Origin of the sequence: Neoroseomonas marina (assembly GCF_012927745.1) — a bacterium.
Taxonomy (GTDB): Bacteria; Pseudomonadota; Alphaproteobacteria; order Acetobacterales; family Acetobacteraceae; genus Neoroseomonas; species Neoroseomonas marina.
Genome location: NZ_JABBKX010000001.1, coordinates 377,945 through 398,117 on the forward strand (window position 1 = coordinate 377,945; position 20,173 = coordinate 398,117).

General features: G+C 71.9%; 18 protein-coding genes and 1 tRNA gene. 5 read left to right on the forward strand and 14 right to left on the reverse strand.

What is annotated here, in order from left to right; all coding sequences use genetic code 11:
- From tssL to tagH, 3 genes are read right to left on the reverse strand one after another with little or no spacing between them, the layout of a single operon-like run.
- A complete protein-coding gene (gene tssL / locus GWK16_RS01775) occupies positions 1-1,452 on the reverse strand; it encodes a type VI secretion system protein TssL, long form (protein ID WP_170052254.1) in 1,452 nt (483 codons plus the stop codon).
- Positions 1,453-1,492: 40 nt separating this feature from the next.
- Entirely contained in the window at positions 1,493-2,830 is a 1,338-nt protein-coding gene (gene tssK, locus GWK16_RS01780) for a type VI secretion system baseplate subunit TssK (protein WP_168041058.1), read from the reverse strand.
- A gap of 28 nt (positions 2,831-2,858) precedes the next feature.
- Positions 2,859-4,949, reverse strand: a complete 2,091-nt coding sequence (tagH, locus tag GWK16_RS01785) for a type VI secretion system-associated FHA domain protein TagH (protein WP_170052255.1) — start codon at positions 4,947-4,949, stop codon at positions 2,859-2,861.
- 356 nt (positions 4,950-5,305) lie between these two features.
- On the opposite strand from tagH, the gene hemN reads away from it, so the two are divergent.
- On the forward strand, positions 5,306-6,655 hold the full coding sequence (hemN, locus tag GWK16_RS01790; RefSeq protein WP_170052256.1) for an oxygen-independent coproporphyrinogen III oxidase: 1,350 nt from the start codon (positions 5,306-5,308) through the stop codon (positions 6,653-6,655).
- 52 nt (positions 6,656-6,707) lie between these two features.
- Here the strand turns inward: hemN and GWK16_RS01795 are convergent, their stop codons facing one another.
- The 4 genes from GWK16_RS01795 to GWK16_RS01810 all read right to left on the reverse strand — a co-directional run bounded on the left by GWK16_RS01795 (position 6,708) and on the right by GWK16_RS01810 (position 10,481).
- Positions 6,708-7,076 carry a response regulator gene (locus GWK16_RS01795; protein ID WP_170052257.1) on the reverse strand — a complete coding sequence of 123 codons (369 nt, stop codon included), beginning with the start codon at positions 7,074-7,076 and terminating at the stop codon, positions 6,708-6,710.
- Between the two features lie 179 nt (positions 7,077-7,255).
- Positions 7,256-8,473, reverse strand: a complete 1,218-nt coding sequence (locus GWK16_RS01800) for an MFS transporter (protein WP_170052258.1) — start codon at positions 8,471-8,473, stop codon at positions 7,256-7,258.
- Entirely contained in the window at positions 8,470-9,594 is a 1,125-nt protein-coding gene (locus tag GWK16_RS01805; RefSeq protein ID WP_170052259.1) for an alpha-hydroxy acid oxidase, read from the reverse strand. The genes GWK16_RS01800 and GWK16_RS01805 overlap by 4 nt, the downstream gene beginning before the upstream one ends.
- A 17-nt stretch (positions 9,595-9,611) precedes the next feature.
- Positions 9,612-10,481: an isocitrate lyase/PEP mutase family protein gene (locus GWK16_RS01810; protein ID WP_170052260.1), complete on the reverse strand. Its 870-nt coding sequence runs from the start codon at positions 10,479-10,481 to the stop codon at positions 9,612-9,614.
- Positions 10,482-10,568: 87 nt separating this feature from the next.
- On the opposite strand from GWK16_RS01810, the gene GWK16_RS01815 reads away from it, so the two are divergent.
- On the forward strand, positions 10,569-11,960 hold the full coding sequence (locus tag GWK16_RS01815) for a M20/M25/M40 family metallo-hydrolase (protein ID WP_170052261.1): 1,392 nt from the start codon (positions 10,569-10,571) through the stop codon (positions 11,958-11,960).
- Positions 11,961-12,036: 76 nt separating this feature from the next.
- Here the strand turns inward: GWK16_RS01815 and GWK16_RS01820 are convergent, their stop codons facing one another.
- The 3 genes from GWK16_RS01820 to otsB are packed head-to-tail and all read right to left on the reverse strand — an operon-like array spanning position 12,037 to position 15,918.
- The gene (locus tag GWK16_RS01820) at positions 12,037-13,401 is read right to left on the reverse strand and encodes an alpha,alpha-trehalose-phosphate synthase (UDP-forming) (RefSeq protein ID WP_170052262.1); all 1,365 of its coding nucleotides are present in this window, start codon (positions 13,399-13,401) and stop codon (positions 12,037-12,039) included.
- The gene (locus GWK16_RS01825; protein WP_170052263.1) at positions 13,386-15,182 is read right to left on the reverse strand and encodes a glycoside hydrolase family 15 protein; all 1,797 of its coding nucleotides are present in this window, start codon (positions 15,180-15,182) and stop codon (positions 13,386-13,388) included. The genes GWK16_RS01820 and GWK16_RS01825 overlap by 16 nt, the downstream gene beginning before the upstream one ends.
- Positions 15,169-15,918, reverse strand: a complete 750-nt coding sequence (gene otsB / locus GWK16_RS01830) for a trehalose-phosphatase (RefSeq protein WP_338144372.1) — start codon at positions 15,916-15,918, stop codon at positions 15,169-15,171. Before otsB ends, GWK16_RS01825 begins: the two co-directional genes overlap by 14 nt.
- A 92-nt stretch (positions 15,919-16,010) precedes the next feature.
- On the opposite strand from otsB, the gene GWK16_RS01835 reads away from it, so the two are divergent.
- Both GWK16_RS01835 and GWK16_RS01840 read left to right on the forward strand, forming a co-directional pair.
- Complete coding sequence (locus GWK16_RS01835; RefSeq protein ID WP_170052264.1) at positions 16,011-16,451, forward strand: methyltransferase domain-containing protein; 441 nt, start codon at positions 16,011-16,013, stop codon at positions 16,449-16,451.
- Between the two features lie 258 nt (positions 16,452-16,709).
- Positions 16,710-17,114, forward strand: coding sequence for a DUF1428 domain-containing protein (locus GWK16_RS01840; RefSeq protein ID WP_170052265.1), 405 nt, complete (start codon positions 16,710-16,712; stop codon positions 17,112-17,114).
- Positions 17,115-17,146: 32 nt separating this feature from the next.
- On the opposite strand, the gene GWK16_RS01845 is transcribed toward GWK16_RS01840, so the two are convergent.
- From GWK16_RS01845 to GWK16_RS01855, 3 genes are all read right to left on the reverse strand, one after another.
- Positions 17,147-17,223 (reverse strand) — tRNA-Arg (locus GWK16_RS01845).
- A 94-nt stretch (positions 17,224-17,317) separates the two neighbouring features.
- Positions 17,318-17,749 carry a hypothetical protein gene (locus tag GWK16_RS01850; RefSeq protein WP_170052266.1) on the reverse strand — a complete coding sequence of 144 codons (432 nt, stop codon included), beginning with the start codon at positions 17,747-17,749 and terminating at the stop codon, positions 17,318-17,320.
- A 56-nt stretch (positions 17,750-17,805) separates the two neighbouring features.
- Positions 17,806-18,267 carry a DUF1579 domain-containing protein gene (locus tag GWK16_RS01855; protein WP_170052267.1) on the reverse strand — a complete coding sequence of 154 codons (462 nt, stop codon included), beginning with the start codon at positions 18,265-18,267 and terminating at the stop codon, positions 17,806-17,808.
- A gap of 97 nt (positions 18,268-18,364) precedes the next feature.
- Here GWK16_RS01855 and GWK16_RS01860 point away from each other — a divergent pair, with 97 nt between their 5' ends.
- The gene (locus GWK16_RS01860; protein ID WP_277613553.1) at positions 18,365-19,282 is read left to right on the forward strand and encodes a LysR family transcriptional regulator; all 918 of its coding nucleotides are present in this window, start codon (positions 18,365-18,367) and stop codon (positions 19,280-19,282) included.
- On the opposite strand, the gene GWK16_RS01865 is transcribed toward GWK16_RS01860, so the two are convergent.
- Positions 19,241-20,101 (reverse strand): alpha/beta fold hydrolase, encoded by an 861-nt coding sequence (locus tag GWK16_RS01865; RefSeq protein WP_170052269.1) that lies wholly within the window; start codon positions 20,099-20,101, stop codon positions 19,241-19,243. The genes GWK16_RS01860 and GWK16_RS01865 overlap by 42 nt on opposite strands.
- Between the last annotated feature and the right edge of the window lie 72 nt (positions 20,102-20,173).

Below are 20,173 nucleotides of genomic sequence, written 5' to 3' on the forward strand. Positions count from 1 at the left end.
TCAGCGGGTCCCCCGCAGCAGGACGACTTCGATGCGCCGGTTCTGCTCGCGCCCTTCGGCGGTGCGATTGTCGGCGATGGGCTCGGCGTCGGCGCGCCCTTCGGCGGAGAACCGGGCCGGGTCGCCGGAGGCCGCGGCGATGATCTGCTCGGCCGCCTCGGCCCGCGCCTGCGAGAGATGGAAGTTCGACGGGAAGCGCACGGTGCGGATCGGCTGGTTGTCGGAATGGCCGATCACCTGCACCCGCCCGGGTTCGGTGCGCAGCCCCTGCCCCACCCGCTGGAGGATAGGGACGAAGCGCTGCTCGACGGTCGCCGAGCCGGAGGCGAACATGCCCGTGCCCTTCAGCCGCACGGTCACCGACCGGCCATCGCCGAACACGCTGAGCAGGCCCTGGTCGATCTCGGGCTTGAGGAACTGCTGCAGCGTCATCAGGAAGTCGGGCGGCGGCGGCGGCAGGAAGGCCGGCGGCGCCGGTGGCGGCGCAGGCGGCTGCGGCGGCGCGGCGCGCACGATCTCGGGCACCATGCCCGGCGGCAGCGCGGCCATCCGATCGTAGAGTCCGTCCGAGCCCTCGTTCATCGCATTCGCCAGCCAGGCGTAGCCCATGCCCAGCGCGAAGACCGCGACGCAGGCGGCGACCCAGGCGGGCACGCCCTTGCGCGGCCCGCGATGCGGCGCGTCGACGCCCTTCCAGTGCGGCGAGAGCTCGCGCTCCCACGGCGGGCGCACCTGCGTGAGAAGCTGGTAGAGGCCCTCGCGGATGCGCTCGAGTTCCGAAGCGCCGCGCGGCGACAGGCGGTAGCGGCCCTGGAAGCCGAGGGCGAGGCAGAAATAGGTCAGCTCGAGCGCGTCCTTCCAGCGCCCGGGATCCTTCTGCATGCCCGCGAGCACGTCGAAGAAGCGGTCGCCCGACTTCACTTCCTGGTGGAAGGTCGCGACGAGGGACTGCACCGACCAGACGCTGCCCTGGCCCCAGTTGTAGGACAACACCACGTCGTCGAGGCTGGCGCAGATGATGTAGTGCGCCGCGCGCAGCTGTTCCTGGCTGACGCCGAGTTCCTGCGCGTCCTTCTCGAACTGCGCGAGGGCGCGCAGCGTGCGTTCGCGCAGTTCCTGCCCCTGGGGCGGCGCCGTCGTGCCGGCGTTGGCGAGGCGCGCGAGCAGGTCGAGCAGCGGCTGTGCCGCGGCCACGAGCGGGCCGATACCGACCCTGGGCAGCTGGTCCGCCTCGCCCGCCAGGCGCGGCGCGGATTCACCGCGCGGCGCAGCACCCGCGCCCGGCCCGGCACCGGTCGGCAGCCCGGGCATGCCGCCCATCGGCGGCGGCCCGGCGGGACGGTAGGGCGCCGGTCCGGCCGGCTGGGGGCGCGGCGGCGGCGCGCCGCCGCCTGGGCCCCGGACGACCGTGCGGTCGCTGTCGTCCGGTTCGGCGAAGGGATTGTCGCTCATCGCGCGCGGTCCTTCGGTTCAGCCTCGACCATCCGCAGCATCATCCGCGGATGGCCCAGAGTTCCATCTTGAGGTTCGGGAAATCGCCGGAGACATGGATGGCGAAGGCCCCGGAATTCTGCATCTGCGCCCAATGCTGGCTGCCGCGGTCGAGCTCGAAGTAGACGGCGGCCGCATGGAACGGCAGCTGGCGCGGCGCGACGGGCAGCGGGCGCACCTGGATGCCCGGCAGCGCGACGTTCACCAGTTCGCGGATGTGCTCGACGGCGCCGATCTTCACCTGGTTGGGGAAGACGCGACGGATCTGTTCCGACGGCATGTCCGCCTGGACGGTGAGGACGAACTGGCTCGAGCGCAGCACGGTGCGGTCGACGATCGGGCCGACGCGCACGCCGAACTGGCGTTCCTGCAGCGGGATCGAGACGGCGCTGGTCTCGAGCACCATGGACAGGCTGCGCCGCAGGTCGGCCACGACCGGCGCGAAGGACCGCTGCAGGTCCTCGTGCCGATAGGCGGGATAGGTCGCCGCCATGCGCTTGGGATCGGTGAAGGTCGCGAGCTCCCCCGCAAGCTGCACCAGCGCAGCGTAAAGCGATTCCGGATGCACGTTGCCCGCATCGGCCCAGTGCGCGAGCAGCGGCTGCCAGCGGTTCACGGCTTGCAGCAGCAGGAAGTCCGCGACCTCGGCGACGCCGCGCGCGCCCGGCTGGGACAGCCGCGCGCCGAGCGCTTCCGCGCGCTGGCCGAGCATGCCGACAAGTTCGCTCACCAGGTTCCCGAGCGGCGGGGAGGCCGAGACGCGCAGGCAGGGCGGGATGAAGCGCTCATCCACCACGACGCGGCGGTCGGCCTGTACCTCGACCACGCGGGTCAGGCCGATCGCCGAAAAGCCGGCGCGTTCCTCGGTCTCGAGCATGAAGCGCAGGCGGGGGCGACCGACCTGCAGTTCCGCCGGCACCGTCGCGTCGGAATGGGTGTCGAAGGCCTCGAAGCCGCGCATCCCGTAGCGCGCCGCGGCCATCTCGGGGCCTTCGCTGAAGGCGATCTCGGGGCTGCCGGGCTGGCGCACCGGAAGGGCCAGGTAGACCACGCAGTTGCGCGTGCCCTCCGGCAGGTCGAGCGGCGCCGGCTGGTCGGCATGGCCGGGGATGGAGAAGGGCGTGCCGTCCTCCATCACGCCGGTCGCCGAAGCCACGGCGAACTTGCCCGCTGCGAGCAGGTCGCGGTCGAGCGACAGTTCCGTGATCCCCCAGGGATGCGGCCTGAGCGGCGCGGCGCGCGCCTGCAGCATCCACTCGAAGTGCCGGTCCTGCTGCTGGAAGTGCTGGGCACGGAGGAACATGCCCTCCTGCCAGACCACCTTGTCGTGCCAGAGCATCCGCTACGCGCTCCCCTGCCCCCGGCCCCTAGCGATCCTTCCGCGACGCCTGCTCGTAGGCGCGCGCGAATTCCTTGCCGAAGGCGCTGTCGAAATCGTCGTCGAACTGTTCGGTGACCTGCTGGTGGAGCCGCTTGTAGGCTTCCCACAGCTTCTTGTCCTTGCTGGCGAAGAGACCTCCGCCACCGCCGCCTTCCTGCCCCTCGATCCCTTCCGGCGCCAGGCGCGCCAGCAACGCCCGCGCCGCAGCCTGCGTCGCGGCGAGCGTGGCGACCTGGTGCGCCGTGAGGTCCTCCACCGTCTCCCGCACGGCGCGCGGGCCGTTCTGCGTGCCGGCCGAGATCAGCGCGGCAAGCGCCTGTTCGTCGGAGGCGGCGAACTTCACCGGGTTGTTGCCGGCGGACCGCAGCATGGTCTGCTCGATGCGGAATTCGCGCTTCACGTCGGCACGCGCGATCAGCAGCTGCCGCAGGCCCGAGATGGCCGCATGGAAGGCCGCGCCCAGCGCGCGCAGCGCCGCGTCGGGGTCGGTGTTGCCGGCAAGATGCGCGGGCAGCCCCGCACCGGCGAGGAAGGCCGCGAGCCCGCCATCGGCGCTGCCGCCGCCGGCCATCGGCGGGGCGGCCGGCGGCGCGGCGGGTCGCGCGACCGGCGCGGGCTCGGGCGGCGGAGGCGGCGCGGCCGGGCGCGTCGCGGGCGGCGGCTCGGCGAAGGGATCGCTGCTCGCACCCGGCGGCGCCGGCGGCGGCGTGTACTGAGCAACCGGCGGCTGGGGCGGCGCCGCGGGGGCGACGGCCGCAAACGGGTCGGGGCCCGGCGCCGGGTTGAAGGCCGCGGGCGGTTGGGCCGGGAAGCCGGCGGGCGGCCCGGCAGGCGCGGCCGGGAAGGCGTCCGGCGTCGGGTGGGTTTGCGTCGGGGGTGCCGCGAAGGGGTCATGCCCCGGTGGCGACCCATGCTGGGCCGGCGGCGGGGCCGCGAAGGGCATCGGTGCGGCGGCCGGCGCGGCGAAGGGGTCCGGCCCTGCCGGCGGACCGTGCGGCGCCGGCGGCATTGGCGCGACCGGCGGCACGGCGAAGGGGTCGGGCGCCCCGGGCTGTGGCGGCGCGAAGGGCGCGGGCGCCGCGGCCGGTGCCGCGAACGGATCGGGTCCGCCGGCCGGGAAGGGTGCGGCAGGCGGCGGCGTGGCCGGACGTGCGGGCGGCGCCGCAGGCGGCGCGGCCCCCGGCGAGAGATCGAAGTTCCAATCGTCCGGAATCTGTCCCGGCCCACCCGCCGCGGGTCGCGGCGGCGCGGCGGGGGCGGCCGGTGCCGTCGGCGCCGCGCCGAGGTCCCAGCTGTCCGGGATTCCGCCGCCCGGTTGCGGCGTCGCCCGGGGCGGTACGAAGGCGTCGGACGTCGACGGACGATGATCCGCCGCCGGCGGCGCCGCGGCGAAGGGATCGAAGTCCGCCGGCAGGCCGGAGGCGCTTGGCAGGCCCGGCATCGGCGCCGGGGACGGACGTCCGCCGACGAAGGGATCGCCGGCCATGCGCGGCTGCAGCGGCTCGTCGCGCGGCGCCGGCTGCCCCCAGGGCTGGGCCTCGGCCGGCGCGCCCCAGGCGGGCGGCGTGGAGGGTGGCGTATCCCAGCCCGGCGAGGCGGCGGGCTGCTCCCAACTCGGGCTCGCCGCCGGCTGGCCCCAGCCGGGCGCGGCCGCGGGCTGCTCCCAGGACGGCGTCGCGGCGGGCTGGTCCCAGCCGCCGCCGGCCGGCGGCGGCGCGGCGCCGGGCAGGCCGCCACCCCAGGCGGAGGGCTGCGCGCCCGACTGCTCGACGCGCACCTCGATCTCATAGGCCCCGAGGCGCAGGCGATCGCCGTCCTCGAGCATCTTCACCTGGTCGCGGCCGACCGGCGCCGTGGCGTGGTTCACGAAGGTGCCGTTGGTCGACAGGTCGCGCACCTGCCAGCCGCCGCCGCGGAACTCCAGGACGCAATGGTGCTTGGACAGCAGCCGGTCGGGGTCGGGCAGCACCCAGCTCGCATCCGCGCCGCGGCCGAGCACGTAGTCACCGCCCGGAACGCGGCGCTGTTCGGGAACGACGCTGTCGGGACAGCGGAGGACGGACAGGGTCAGTTGCATCGGCAGGCTCCTCCGCCCGGCCTGGCGGCGGCGACCGAAGGGCGAGGACCGCTGCGGCCGGCGGATGGCAAGGGTTCGATCGTGCGAGGACGCAGGGACACCGCCCGGGCACGCCCGGCGCGCGGGACGGGTCGCATGGCGTGCGACGCTCTCGCCGCCCGAGCCCCTCCTGCATGCTGGTGCGTGCCGCGCGGCATCCGCCGTCCTCCGTTTCGCTGCCAGCATACGCCGACCTTCGCACAGCCTGGAACACCCGGAGACGGACGACAATGGTCCGGAATCACAACGCAGCGCCGGACCGTGAAAGGTTGCGCCATCGCAAGGCGCCTGCGCGGACCGCGTGGTGAAGAAACGTCATGCCCGCGTCATCGAACCCGTCCGGCGAGACACTGCTCCGCCACGCCGCGACGCCCCTGCCCCGCTACACCAGCTATCCCACGGCGCCGCATTTCGGGCCGCTCGCGCCCGCCACCTATGCGGACTGGCTGCTGGCCGCGCCGCCCGAGGCGCCGCTCTCCCTCTACGTCCACGTGCCCTTCTGCCACGAGCTCTGCTGGTATTGCGGCTGCCACACCACGGTGACGCGCTCGGCGGCGCGAATCGCGCGCTATGGCGCGGGGCTCGAGACGGAGGCGGCGATGGTCGCCGCGCTGCTGCCGGGCCATGGCGGCGTCGCTGCCCTGCACCTGGGCGGGGGCACGCCGACCGCGCTCGGCGCCGATGGGCTGCGTCGGATCGCCGGGGCGCTGCGGCGGCTCTTTGCGTTCCGCCCGGGGGCGGAGGTCGCGGCCGAGCTCGACCCGCGCGCGCTCGGGGCGGATCTGCTCTCCGCGCTGGCCGATATTGGCCTGACGCGGGCGAGCCTCGGCGTGCAGGACGTCACGCCGGCGGTGCAGGAGCGCATCGGGCGCATCCAGCCCAAGGCTCAGGTGGAAGCCGCGGTGCGCGGACTGCGCGCGATCGGCGTCGGCGGCATCAACATGGACCTGATCTACGGGCTGCCTGGCCAGGGCGTCGCCGAAGTCGAGGATTCGGCCCGATTCGCCGTCGATTGCGGCGCCGATCGCCTGGCTGTCTTCGGCTACGCCCATGTTCCCTGGATGAAGCCCCACCAGAAGGGCATCCGCGTCGAGGACCTGCCGGACGCGGCGCTGCGCATGCGCCAAGCCGAGGCGACGGCGCGCGTGCTGACCGATGCGGGCTATGTCGCGATCGGTCTCGACCACTTCGCGAAGCCCGGCGACGCCATGGCGGTGGCCGCCGTATCGGGCGCGCTGCGGCGGAACTTCCAGGGCTACACGACCGACACCGCACCCTACCTGATCGGCCTCGGCGCCTCGGCCATCGGCCTGACGCCGCAGGGCTACGTGCAGAACGCCGCAGAGGAGAAGGCCTGGCTCGCGGCGGTCGAGGCGGGCAGGCTGCCGACCGCGCGCGGCCTGGCGCTGACCGCCGAAGACCGCGCACGCGGCCGCCTGATCGAACGGGTGATGTGCGAGGGCGGCATTCGGGAGGCCGACGTCCCGCCGGCGATCCTCGCCACCGCACGGGACCGGCTCGACGACCTGATCGCGGACGTGCTGGTCACGCGCGCGGACGGACGGCTCGCCATGACCCCGCAGGGGCGGCCCTTCCTCCGGCATCTGGCCGCCTGCTTCGACGCCTACCTCAAGCCCTCGCCGGCGCGGCACAGCGCCGCGGTCTAGCCTCGGCCCGAGCCGACGCGCGGGCCGTCCCAGCGGGGCAGCCGCGGGCGGGTCAGCGCCCGTCGCAGAGGCGCTCGACCAGGGTCGTCAGGTCCGCCGGATCATAGGGCTTCGGCAGCACCGGCACATGCCGGTGGGTCTGCGGCAGGCCGGCCGAGCCGTAGCCGGTCGCGACCAGGAAGGGGATGCCGCGGGCCGACAGCGCGTCGGCCACCGCGAGGGAGTTCTCGCCGCCCAGGTTGAGGTCGAGCACGGCCGCGGCTGGCTGCTCGGCCTCGAGCAGTTCCAGCGCCTCGGCGACCGAGCGGGCGGGGCCGATCACGTCGAAACCGGAATCGAGCAGCGCGTCCTCGACCAGCATGGCCACCAGGGCCTCGTCCTCGATGACCAGAATCTGGCGCTTGGCCCCGGCTGGCGACATGCCGCTCTATCCTTCCCGTCCTGGGCCCGGCGGCGACATTGCCCCGTCTGGCTGTCCGGGAGGGGCAAATCACTACCGAAAGTTGAAATCATTGCGAAGACACACGGAACACAGGCGCCGCGGGTCTCGCCCTCCCGTGTAGACCAAGCCGCGCGGCGCGTCACCGCCGGGCGGGTGCGTTAACCTTTGTCGCGCGCGAGGAGGGCCACGACACCGAGCGCGCCGAGACCGACGACCGCCATGCCGGTAATGGCGTCCCGCGGCCCGAACGCATCGGCCAGCGCCCCGACGACGAGCACCCCGAGGGGTCCCATGCCGATGCAGGTCGTGGTGAGCCCGAGGACCCGGGACCGCGCCTCGACCGGCGCGTGCATGATGACGAGGCCGGTCTGCAGGCTGGAGAAGGCCGCCGTGCCGGCGCCGCCCAGCATCAGCAGCAGTGCCGCCACCGGCAGGGACGGCGCCCGCACCGCGAAGACCAGCAGCACCAGGAAGGCGGCCGACCCCAGGACGAGAGCGGCCGCGCCCGGCGGCGGTCCGCGCCGGAAGGCGAGCCCGAGCCCCGCGAAGAGCGCGCCCAGCGGCTCCGCGGCGGCGAGCAGCCCGATCTGCGCGGGGCTGGCCGCGAAGGCGATGGCGCCGAAGGCCGGCAGGATCGACTGGTAGGAAAAGCCGAACACGTTCATCGCGATGGTGACGCCGAGCACCAGCCGCAGCACCGGCATCCGCCGCGCGATGCGCGCCGCTTCCGCCACCTCCGCGGCCAGGCGCCGCGGCACCAGGCGCCGCCGTTCCTGGTCGTGCCTCACGCCCGAGACGAGGAGGAAGGCCGCGACATAGAGCACCGAGGCGATCAGGTAGGCCGTGGTGACGCCGAAGGTCTGGTAGAAGATGCCGCCCGCCAGCGGCCCGACCATGCGCGTGGTGCTGCCCGTCATCGTGTCGAAGGCGACGGCCTGCACGATGCGGTGCGGCCCGGCCGCCTCGGCCACCATGCGCCGGCGCGTGGCGAGCTCGTTGGTCCAGACGAGGCCGCCCAGCATGCCGTTGGCGAACAGGTGCCACAGCGCGAGGGAGCCGCTCGCGGCCAGCGCCGCGATGACCATCGCGCCGACCGCCGTCGCCGCCTGGCCCGCCATCAGCAGCTTCTTGCGATCGAGGCTTTCCGCCAGCGCGCCCGACAGCGCGCCGGCCGTGAGCATCGGCAGCGCGCGGGACATCAGCACGAGGGAGACGGCGAAGGCCGAATGCGTCAGCTCATAGGCGAAGAGCCCGCTGACGAGCATCTCCACCCAGCGCATCGAGTTGGTCAGGCCGCCCGCCGCCCAGAGGCGGACGAAGGCCGCGTCCGCGAGCAGGTCGCGGACGGGACTTCGGTCCGGTTCGGGCGGGCTCAATACCCGGAATCGTCCAGCCGCAGCAGCGGGAAGGCGCTGTGGACATGCGGCAGGTTGGTCGGCATCGCCGCATGCACGAAGCCCGCGCCGAGCTGCGCGATGGAGGTCACGCCGAGCAGGCCGAGGCAGGAGCGGATCTCGTTCTCCAGGATCTCGAGCATCCGGACCACGCCGGCGGCACCATCGGCGGCGAGCGCGTAGCAATACAGCCGCCCGAGGCCGACGCATTCGGCGCCGAGGCAGAGCGCCTTCACCACATCGGTCCCGCGCGAGAAGCCGCCATCGACCCAGACCTTCGCGCGGCCGCCGACGGCCGCGACGACCTCCGGCAGCACCTCGATCGACCCGCGCCCGGCATCGAGCTGGCGACCGCCGTGGTTCGAGACATAGACGACCTCGACGCCATGCTCGCAGGCGATCATCGCGTCCTCGCCGGTCGCGATGCCCTTGAGGATCAGCTTCAAGTCGGGATGGGCATCCTTGATACGCTTCACGTCGTCCCAGTTCAGCGCGGCCTGGTAGCGCTGCGCCTCCCCGGTCGCGGTGGCGCGCCAGGGCTTGGCGAAGCGGCGGGCGATGTCGCGCTCGCGCCGCGAATAGATCGCCGTGTCGACCGTGAGGCAGAACGCATCGTAGCCGTTGCCGACCGCGCGCCGGATGCTGTCCTCGATCGAGGCGGCGTCGCCGCGGACATAGAGCTGGTAGATCTTCATCCCCGGCGTCGCCGCCGCGACCTCCTCGAGCCCCGGCTTGGAGACGGAGGAGAGCATGATCGGCACGCCGAAGCCCGAGGCCCCCTCGCCCGCCGTCACCGCGCCGTTGGCGCCGACCGCCATGAATTCGAGTCCGCCGACCGGGGCGAGGAAGACCGGCAGCCGCACCGCCTTGCCGAGGATAGTCGAGCTGGTGTCGATCTGCGACACGTCGCGCAGCACGCGCGGGCGGAAGGCGAGCGCGTCGATGCCCATGCGGTTGCGCCGCATGGTGGTCTCGGTCTCGGTCGCGCCGACCAGGTAGTCCCACAGATTCGCGTCGAGGCGGTTCTTCGCGGCGCGCACGAATTCATGCAGCACCAGGTACTTGTCCTGGAGCGTGGCGAGGGTGTCGGGATCGACGGGCATGGCGGTCTCGTCCGGTCTCAGAGGAAGTCGCGGGTCCAGGCGGCGTAGTCGGCTTCGCGCGTCACCTGCTTCATCAGCGCGGGCGGCGCGATGCCCTGCAGGTCGGCCGGCGGGGTGCCGTCGCGCAGCGCCTTCAGCGTGGCATGGATGGCGGCGACCGCGGCGGCGAAGGGCTGGTGCCCCTGCAGCGCGACGCGCACGCCATTCGCCGCGAGCCGCGGCTTGTCGGCCATCTTGGGCGGCGTGCCGCCGAGGATGATCGGCAGCCCACCCGCGACGGCCTGGATGGCGGCAAGCTGTTCCCAGTCGTTCACGCCGGTGAAGAACAGCGCATCGGCGCCGCAGGTCGCATAGGCCTTCGCGCGGCGCACCGCCTCGTCCAGGCTGACGAGGTTCAGCGCGCTGGTGCGGGCGACGACGACGAGGCCCTTGTCTTCCCGCGCCGCGACCGCCGCGCGCATCTTGCCCAGCCCGGCCTCGAGGCTCAGCAGGCCCGGTTCCGCGACGCCATGGCCGCGCGGCAGGTCGGTGTCCTCGATGGTCAGGGCGGCGATGCCGGCGGTCTCGAGTTCCTCGACCGTACGCATGACGTTCAGCGCATTGCCGTAGCCGTGGTCGGCATCGACCATCAGCGGCGGGGCGCCGCCGCGGCAGATGCGCCGCGCCTGGTCGGCGAATTCGGACAGCGTCAGGACGATGATGTCGGGCGCGCCGAGCACCGTGAGCGACGCGACGGAACCGGCGAACATCGCTGCTTCGAAGCCGAGATCGGCGGCGATCCGCCCGGCGATGGGGTCGTGCACGGAAGCGGGGTGGATGCAGGCATTCCCTGCCAGGATCGCGCGAAAAGCCGCGCGGCGCTCGGCCGTGCTCGGTGGACGTCCCATCCCGTTTCCCTCGGATTTGTCGGGCGGCACTCTGCAACCCTCCGCCCGCCCGGTCTAGGCTGGCCCCGCGCAGTCGAGGAATGCAGCATGAGCGAAGCAGTGGCCGAGGCGCTGGTGGCGCGCAAGGACGAGATCCTGGAGCGGCTGAAGGCGCTGTTGCGCCTGCCCAGCGTCAGCACGGACCCGGCCTATGCCGAGGGGATGAAGGCGACGCGGGAGTTCCTGCTGGCCCGCCTGAAGGAAGCCGGGCTGACCGACGTCCGGCTGCTGGACGGCGGCGGCCAGCCGGCGGTGACCGGCGCCTGGATGGGCGCCCCCGGCAAGCCGACGCTGATCGTCTACGGCCATTACGACGTGCAGCCACCCGATCCGCTGAACCTGTGGATCAGCCCGCCCTTCGAGCCGACCATCCGCGACGGGCGGATTTACGCGCGCGGCGCCTCGGACGTGAAGGGATCGACGCTGATCGCGGTCGAGACGGTCGCGGCCTTCATCGCGGCCGGCGGCTGCCCGGTGAACATCCGCTTCTTCCTCGAAGGCGAGGAGGAGATCGGCAGCCCCTCCCTGCTGACGCTCATCGAACGCAACCGGGACGCGCTGGTGGCCGATGCCGTGCTGTCCGCCGATGGCGGGCGGGCGAGCACGACCCTGCCCACGGTCAATGTCGGGTCGCGCGGGCTGACGAAGCTGGAAGTCACCCTGCGCACCGCATCGAAGGACATGCATTCCGGCCGCTACGGCGGCGCCGTGCGCAACGCGAACCATGAACTGGCGAAGCTGATCGCCGGCCTGCACGATGATGCCGGACGCATCGCCGTGCCCGGCTTCTTCGACGACCTCGCGCCGATCGGCCCGCGGGAACGCGCGGACGCTGCCGCGCTCGCGATGAAGGAGGCCGAGTTCTACGGAGACATCGCTGCGACGCCCTATGGCGACCCGGCGCTTGGCCTGCGGGAGCGCATCACCCTGATGCCGACCATCGAGGTGAACGGCATGTGGGGCGGCTATACCGGCGCCGGCAGCAAGACCGTCCTGCCCTGCGAGGCCCATGCGAAGTTCACCATGCGCCTCGGGCCGGGGCAGGATCCGGCGCGGGTGCAGAAGGTGCTGCGGGGGCATCTGCTGGCCAAGGCGCCCGCGGGGGTGACGCTGGAATTCCTCGACCAGGATGCCGGCTCGCCCGCCTTCACCCTGCGGGAAGGCCATCCGCTGCTGGTCGCGGCCGAGCGCGTGATCGAGACGACCACCGGCCGCGCCCCCGTCCGCGCGCGCATCGGCGGCACCCTGCCCATCACCGCGATCTTCCAGGAGACACTGGGCCTCGACACGCTGATGTTCGGCTACGCCATGCCGGACGAGGACGTGCACGCGCCCAACGAGTTCTTCCGGCTGTCCTCGCTCGAGGAAGGCCTGCGCGGCTGGCCGCTGCTGCTGAGCGAACTCGGCAAGGTGACGCCGGAAGCGCTGCGCGGACGCTGAGGCCTGCCAAGGCCGACACGATCAGCGTGCCGCCGGGGGCGCACGAAGGTGAAGCCCTCGTGCGCCCTTGCGCGGCTCAGGCCGCCAGCGCGTCCACGAACACGTTGCAGTAGCGCGCGGCGGTCACCTCGAAGACGGCGCGCCGCAAGGCGGCGTGGCGCGCCTGGCGTTCCTCGAGCGACATCTCGAGCGCGGCGTTCATCGCTTCCGCGATCTGGTCGGGGTCGTAGGGGTTGACCATCAGGGCCTCGGAGAACTCCTCCGCCGCGCCAGCGAAACGCGACAGGATCAGCACTCCTGGATCGGCGGGGTCCTGTGCCGCGACGAATTCCTTCGCCACCAGGTTCATCCCGTCACGCAGGGGCGTGACCAGGCCGATGCGCGCAATGCGGAACAGGCCGGCGAGCTTCGTGCGCTCCACGGTCTGGGTCATGTAGCGCAGCGGCACCCAGTCGAACTGCGAGAAACGCCCGTTGATGTCGCCCGCCAGCCGGTCGAGCTCGCGGCGCAGCGTCTGGTATTCCTCCACGTCCTCGCGCGACCGGGCGGCGATCTGCAGCAGGGAGACGCGGCGCTGCTGTTGCGGAAAGCGGTCGAGCAGGCGGGCGAACCCTTCGAATCGGTTGGGCAGGCCCTTGGAGTAGTCCAGCCGCTCGGCGCTGATGGCCAACGCACGCCCCGCCAGGCTGTCCTTCATGCGCTGGATGTAGGCCGTGCCCGTCGACCGCGCGGCGCTGCGCGCGAAGCCGGCGGCGTCGATGCCGATCGGATCGGCGATGGCACGCACGCGCCGGCCATCCGTCACCACTTCGTCGCCATCCACCGCGAAGCCGCTGAAACGATGCGCGCAATCGAGGAAATCCGCGAGGTGCGTCCGCGTCTGGAAGCCGACCACGTCATAGGCACACAAGGCCTGCAGCACCTCCCGCGCGGGGGGCAGCGCCTCGAGCACCGATGGCGGCACGAAGGGGATGTGCAGGAAGAATCCGATCCGCCCCGCAAAGCCGCGGGCGCGCAGTGCGGCCGCGAGCGGGATGAGATGATAGTCGTGCACCCAGATCACGTCGTCGGGACGCAGCATCGGCACCAGCGCATCGGCGAAGGCGGCGTTGACCGCCAGGTAGCCCTCGAAGTCCTCCCGGCGATAACGCATCAGCCCGAGCCGGAAATGCAGCAGCGGCCAGAGCGACGAATTGGCGAAGCCGACATAGAAACGGTCGTAGTCCTCGGCCCCGAGATCGATGGTGGCATAGGTGACGCCGTGACCCTCGACGAGGCGCGGCTTCTCCGAGGTCCGTTCGTGAACGCGACCGGACCAGCCGAACCAAAGCGTCCCCGGGGCCACGAAGGACTGCAAAGCGACCGCAAGGCCGCCGGCGCTCGCCGCGCCGCGTGCGCGAGGTGGAGGCACGCGGTTCGAGACGATCACGAGGCGCGCCAAAGGCCTTCCTCCCAGGTTCGAGACAGGCGCATCGCCGACAGGATCAGGCCGACCTGCGAGTAGGTTTGCGGAAAGTTGCCCCAGAGCGCGCCGGTCGCCGGGTGCACATCCTCGGACAGCAGGCCGACATGGTTGCGCCAGGCCAGGGCACGCTCGAACAGTGCCCTCGCTTCGTCCTTCCGGCCGATGCGGGCGAGGGTGTCGATGTACCAGAAGGTGCAGACGAGGAAGCCGACCTCGAGAGTGCCGAAATCGTCCTCATGGTCGTAGCGCAGCACGATGCCGTCGCGGACCAGGCGCTTCTCGAGCACCTCGACGGTGCGCAGGAACAGCGGATCGGTCGCGCGGATCAGCCCGAACTCGGGCAGCAGGAAGGTGGATGCGTCGGCAACCTGCGTGCCGTCGAGCGCACCGGACAGCCACCCTTCCCCCGGCACCGTCGCGGCTGCGAGGATCCGGCGGCGCAGCTCCTCGGCGCGCCGGTCCCAGTCCCGTGCCTCGTCGTCCAGTCCGAGATGCTCGGCGATCGCGCCCAGGCGGTCGAGCGCCGCCCAGCACATCGCCGCCGAATGCGTGTGCGGCACGGCGCGGCCGCGATACTCCCACAGGCCGGCATCGGGAACGAAGGCGGCGCGCTCCGCCTGCTCGCCGAGCGTGGCGAGCTGGCGATACAGCGCGATGTCGCCGACCCGCGTCAGGCGCTGGTCATGGAACATCTGCGCCGCGGTCATCACGATCGCGCCGTAGCCGTCGTTCTGCAGCTGGCTGACGGCGGCATTGCCGATGCGCACGGGCCCGTCGCCGCGGAAGCCGGGCAGCGCGCCGGCGATCCGCTCCTCGACCGAGGTTCCGGGCGCGATCGGAAACAGGGGCGGGATGGGCCCGGCCGAGCCGTCCGGCACCGCATCCATGATGAAGCGCATGAAGCCTTCCATGGTGCGGGTCGCATTCAGGCGATTGAGCGCGCCGACGGTGAAGAAGGAATCCCGCAGCCAGGAGAAGCGATAATCCCAGCAGCGCCCGCTGCCCGGCGCCTCGGGCACCGAGGTGGTGAGCGCCGCCACGATGCCGCCGGTGTCCTCGTAGGAGCAGAGCTTGAGCGTGATCGCCGCGCGGATCACCGCATCCTGCCAGTCGAAGGGCAGGTTCAGACCGCGCACCCATTCGAGCCAATAGGCCTCGGTCTCGGCGATGGCCGTCCGTGCGACCAGGTCCGGCGCTTCCGGCAGGCTCTCGTCGGCGCCGAGGATCAGGCTGACGGGACGATCGAGGCCGAACTCCGCTTCCTCCGTGACGTAGGAGATCGGCGCGTCGGTCGTCAGGCGCAGCACCATCTCGGGGCCGACATAGCGCACATGGTTGCTGCCGATGCTGGTCCGCCCGGCCTCGGCGCCATGGTCGAAGGAGGGCCGGATGCGGATGCGGATGCGCGGCCGCCCGGAAACCGGCTCGAGCCGCCGTACGATCATCGGCGGGCGATAGATGCGCCCGAACCGACGAAAGCGCGGCGCGAGATCGATGATGCGCAACGCCGCCCCGGTGTCGTCCGTGAGCAGCGTCTCGACGACCGCCGTGTTGCGCCGGTAGCGCTGCGACGCCTGTTCCTGGTTGCGCAGCAGCACGTCCATGAAGCCGCGCGGCGGGTCCTCCCCGCCCAGCAGGGCGTTGAACACCGGTTCGCCGTCGAGGCGCGGGAAGCAGAACCATTCCTGCCGCGCCGTCGACGAGACCAGGGCAGCGATGGCGCAGTTGCCGAGCACCGCATAGTCAAGGTTGGTCAAGGGTCGCCTCCGTGTTCGATCGGTCCGCCGCGCGGGCGAGCCAGGCCCGCACTTCGGTCGGACCGCCGGTGAAGTCCTCGCCGACCCGCAGGCCGAAGCCTCCGAGGCGCCTGGCTTCGGCCATGCCGTCTTCGTCGGTGACATCGTCGCCGACGAAGACCGGGCGACGGCCGCGAAAGGGCGCGGCGGCCATCAGGGCCGCGACGGCGCGCCCCTTGGTCGCGGCGCGCGGACGGATCTCGAAGGCCATGTGCGCGGGCAGGAGCTCGAAATCGCTGGGCGCCTCGTCGGCGAAGGCCGACATCAGCGCCTTCGCGGCCCGCGCCTGGTCCGGAGCCGCGCGGTAGTGCAGCGCGAGACCATGCGGCTTGCGCTCGAGCAGCAGGCCAGGATGCGCGGCGACGAAGGCCGCGAGCCGTACGGCCCAATGCTGGGGCGGCACCGGCACGGTACCAGGGGCACCGGTCCGGCCCAGCGCGTCCCGCAGTTCAGCCCCATGGCCGAACCCGCCCGGCAGGACCAGGGGGGCGAGAAGGGAGTCCACGGTCGCCCGTGGCCGGCCGCTCACAACGGCCAGCGCACCACCGAGCCTGACGGCGGTACGCGCAAGGGCACACGGCAACCCACTCGGCACGACGACGGCGTCGGGCCTGGGCGCGATGTCGAGGAGGGTGCCGTCAAGATCGAGGAAGAGCGCCCAGCCGGCCTCGATCTCGGGAACACCGAAGGAAGTCACTCGGCGTTACGTAGGGCATCATCACGTGGAATTACACCCTGGTAACGTCACGTGATGTGGTGTAGGGTGCGAGGAACGCCAGGAAAGTTATCGTGATCCAGGGGCTTTCCCCGCGGCTGGCCGCGGTTGTCGCGGCGCTGCCGTTGCGGCGTGGCATGCGCGTCATCGAGATCGGTTGCGGACCTGGCGCTGCGACGCGGGCGATCGCTGCGCACCTCGAAGGCGGCCATGTCCTCGGCATCGATCGTTCGGCACGGGCCATCGCCCAGGCCCGCAGCGCGTGCGCCGCGGAGCTGGCGGCCGGCACGCTGTCCCTGCGGCAGGTCGCGGTGGAGGACTTCGTCCTCGAGCAGGGCGAGGCGGCCTACGACCTTGCCTTCGCCGTGCGGGTCGGCGCGCTGGACGGCCGGCACCCCGAGGCTGGCCGCCGTGCCCTCCCCCGGATCGCGGCCGCGCTGTCGCCGCACGGCAGGCTTTTCATCGATGCCGGGGCGCCGTTGCGCGAAGTCAGCCTGGCCGCCTGGCGCGCCTGAGGGTCCATACATCACAAGATTGGCATTCACGTTTTAGTTTTTCTTCATCGCCAATTTTACAACCCCTGCGTGCGGACTTATGGTGGTGGTCCGGCTGGGCCTGGCAACTGGGCAGGAACGCTCCCCGGCCGCGGCGCGCGACGGTGCAGACCGCCATCGCGCGAGCCCCACGCGCCGAGCCAGGCGGCGACGGGGCCCTTGGCCCTCCATCCATCATCGTTTCCGCAGGTGCGGGCCCGCACGGAGGACGCGACGCGCATGCCCTACGTCGATTGCTATCTGATCCCGGTGCCGGAGCCGAAGCTCGAAGCCTATCGGCGCTTTTCCACGGAGATGGCGGCCGTTTATCGGGAATACGGGGCAGGCCGGATCGTCGACTGCCTGCTGGATGCCGGCACGGCGGACGGAGCGGCCTTCCATGCCGATGGCGCGCAGGCCGACCTCGCAGGCACCCCGTTGCGTGACTTCCGCGCCGCCGCGGCCGCCCGCACGGGGGAGGTCGTCGTGGTGTCCTGGACCGAATGGCCGAGCAAGGCTGTCAGGGACGACGCCCTGCCCAGGATCCTGGCCGACGCGCGGGTGCAGCCGAAGGACGGCGAGGAAGCGATCTTCGAAGGACGGCGCCTCGTCGCAGGCGGCTTTCACATGCTGATCGACCAGTAGCGTCCGGCGGCAGCGCGGCCCCGTCCGGCATCTGGCGCGCCCGGGAAGATTCGAACTCCCAACCCCCAGATCCGTAGTCTGGTGCTCTGTCCAGTTGAGCTACGGGCGCGCGGCCGAAGCGATCCGGCGAAGCCGCGGAGTAGCGGCGATTGAGGGCTGGAGCAAGGCCGCCGTACGGCGCCCCGCCGGCCGCACCGGAAGCATCAGGAGAGGCCCAGTTCCTCCAGCGCCCGCGCCTCATCGTCGTGGGAGAGCGCGAGGAGGATCCTCAGGACGTCATCGTCCAGCCGCAGCACGTAGCTGATCCGGAAGGCGGCCTCCGCCGCCGCGCGCCCCGCAGGCTCGAAGCGCAGCCGCCAGGCGACCTCGACGAGGAGGTGCTTCGGCGCCAGCTTCCTGACCTCGCGCACGACGGCCTGCGATGCGCTCAGGCCCATCCGCCGCATCGCGGCCGCCTTGGCTGCGACAGCACGCCGGTACGCGGCGTCGACCTGGAAGGCCTCCATGCCGGATGGCGCCGACTCGATGTAGGTCGGGGCATAGGCGGCGCCGATGGTGGCCGCATCCCCCGCCAACGAAGCCGCGGCATAGGCGTCGAAGAAGGCGGCGACGCGCTCGTCGGTCGTGGATGTCATCGGTGCGGTCCTCGCTTCCGTGGCGTGGCGTGGCAGCCGGCGACCCCTCGCGTGGGTCAGCTGAACTGCATGATCCAGTTCACTTCCCATGTGGCCCCGCCGTCCTGCGAGAAGGCCTGCTCCCAGCGCGGCCCGGCCTGCCCATCCGTCAGCCAGACGAAACGCACCTTGATCGGCGTTCGGTCCCAGATGTCGTCAGCCAGGAACGCACCGCGCGCGCCGTCGAACCGACCGACCACCGGCGGTCCCAGCACGCCGGGGTGGCGCAGGTCGAGCCACCAGATGCGCCACAGGCCCGTGCCTGCCTCGAAGGCGCGCACCGCCGTCGCCCGATAGGCCCCGGCAGGATCGTCGAGCCAGTTGTCCTCGACGTTGCCGAGGCCCCCGAGGATCGGCCGGGTGCTGCTCGTCCCGTCGAAGGCCACCCAGTCAGCCGCCCGCGCGAGCCGTGTCTGGAGCTTGCGATGCCGCACCCTCCAGTCGCGGTGCAGGAAGTCGAAATCCCGTTCGCCGGTCATCGCAGGCTCCATGGAGGATCACGCGCAAGCGGTAGCAGCGGCTCGGCATTCAGGTCTGTTTCAAAGTGATATCAATTATTGTAAGCAGATCTGAATGATGGACCTGGGGCGGTTGCGGCTCCTGAGGGAGCTCCGGCGACACGGAACGATGACGGCGGTCGCCGTCGCGAACCGGCTCACGCCCTCGGCCGTGTCCCAGCAGCTGGCGACGCTCGAAGCCGAGGCCCGGGTCAAGCTGTTCGAACCGGTCGGTCGGCGCGTGAGGCTGACGGCCGCGGGCCATCGCCTCGCCGCGCATGCCGAGACCATCCTCAATGCCGTGGATGCGGCGCGCATCGACATGGGGATCGTCGCAGACCGTCCCGGCGGCGCGCTCGACATCGCCTGCTTCGGCACCTTCGCGAAGGCCCATCTTCTGCCCGCGATCCTCCGTACCAGGGAGAAGCACCCCGACCTGAGCATCGTGGTGCACGAGATGGAGCCCGAGGACGCCTTGCACGCCGTCCGCATCGGCCGCTGCGATGCGGGGATCATCTACACCCACAGCCTGGTGCCACGCGTCGTCGATCCCGGACTCGTCTCGCACGCCCTGATGGACGAGCCGGTGCTGCTCGCCCTGCCGCCGCGCTTCGCCACCCTGCCGGCAACGGTGGACCTGGCCGCCTTGGCCACCTGCGCCTGGATCGGCGGGGCGCGCGAATCCGAAGGCCGCACCCTGACCAGCCGCGCCTGCGCGCTCGCCGGCTTTGCACCGCGGGTGACGCATGCGATCGACGATTACGAGCTGCTGCTCGGCGCCGTCGCGGCGGATCTCGGCATCAGCTTCGTCCCGCGCGTCGCGCTAGACCTCCATCCCAACGCCGCCGTGGTCGTGCGAACGCCCGCGGGGCCGCCCCTGCGTCGGACCACCAGTCTTGTGGCGCGGCCGGCCGTCGCGTCGTCCCCGGCCTTCGGTGCCTTCCTGGCCGCGGTTTCATCCGGCACCGGTCCGCACGAGGAAGCGGCGCATCAATGACGTGGCCTCGGCCGCATGGGTCTCGAGCAGGAAGTGCCCGGCATCGAGGATGTGCGCCTCCATCCTCGGCAGCGCCTCGAGCCAGGACAGCGTCTCCCGCAGTTCGAAGAAGGGATCGTGCCGCCCCCACATCAGGAGCGCGGGCGGCCGATGCGTGGCGAGATAGGTGGCGATCGCCGGGAAGGTCGCCGAATAGCGACCGTAGTCGGCGATGAGGGCACGCTGCGTGTCCATACGGCCAGGCCGCTGCATCACGCGCCAGTCGTCCTCCCAGCGGCTCGCGGGAATGCGCGCCGCGACGTCGGGCGGCACACCCTGGATGTACTGGTCGCGCGTACCTTCATAGGTCAGGTGGGCCGTCGCCTGCGCCGCGTTCGCCGGCGTCGGGTCCTTCCAGAACGCGTGGGTCGCGGCCCATGCCTCTCCCTGCCCGGTGTCATGGGCATTGGCGTTCTGGACGATCAGGCCCAGCACCTGTTCGGGTGCACGCATGGCGATCTCGAGGCCGACGGGTGCGCCGAAGTCATGCAGATAGATGTAGCGCGGCCCGATCGAGAGATGCGCCAGCAGCTCGGTGACTGCCTGCGCGAAGGCGGAGAAGGACGGCGCGCGCAGCACGTCGGAGTCGCCGAAGCCGGGAAGGTCGGGTGCGATCATGTAGGCCCCCGGAAGGTGCGCCAGTACATGCCGGAACATGCGTGACGAACTCGGGAACCCGTGGATCAGCAGGACCGGCGGCGCCGATGGCGAGCCCGCGATCCGGAACGACAGGTCCGAGCCTGTCGAGAGCCGTAGCCGATAGTACCGGGCGGCTTCCATCCGTACGTCGTGCAGGTATCGCGATGCGCGGAAAAGTCCTGCGCGATGCGCTCCCCGGAACGTGTTCCGGTC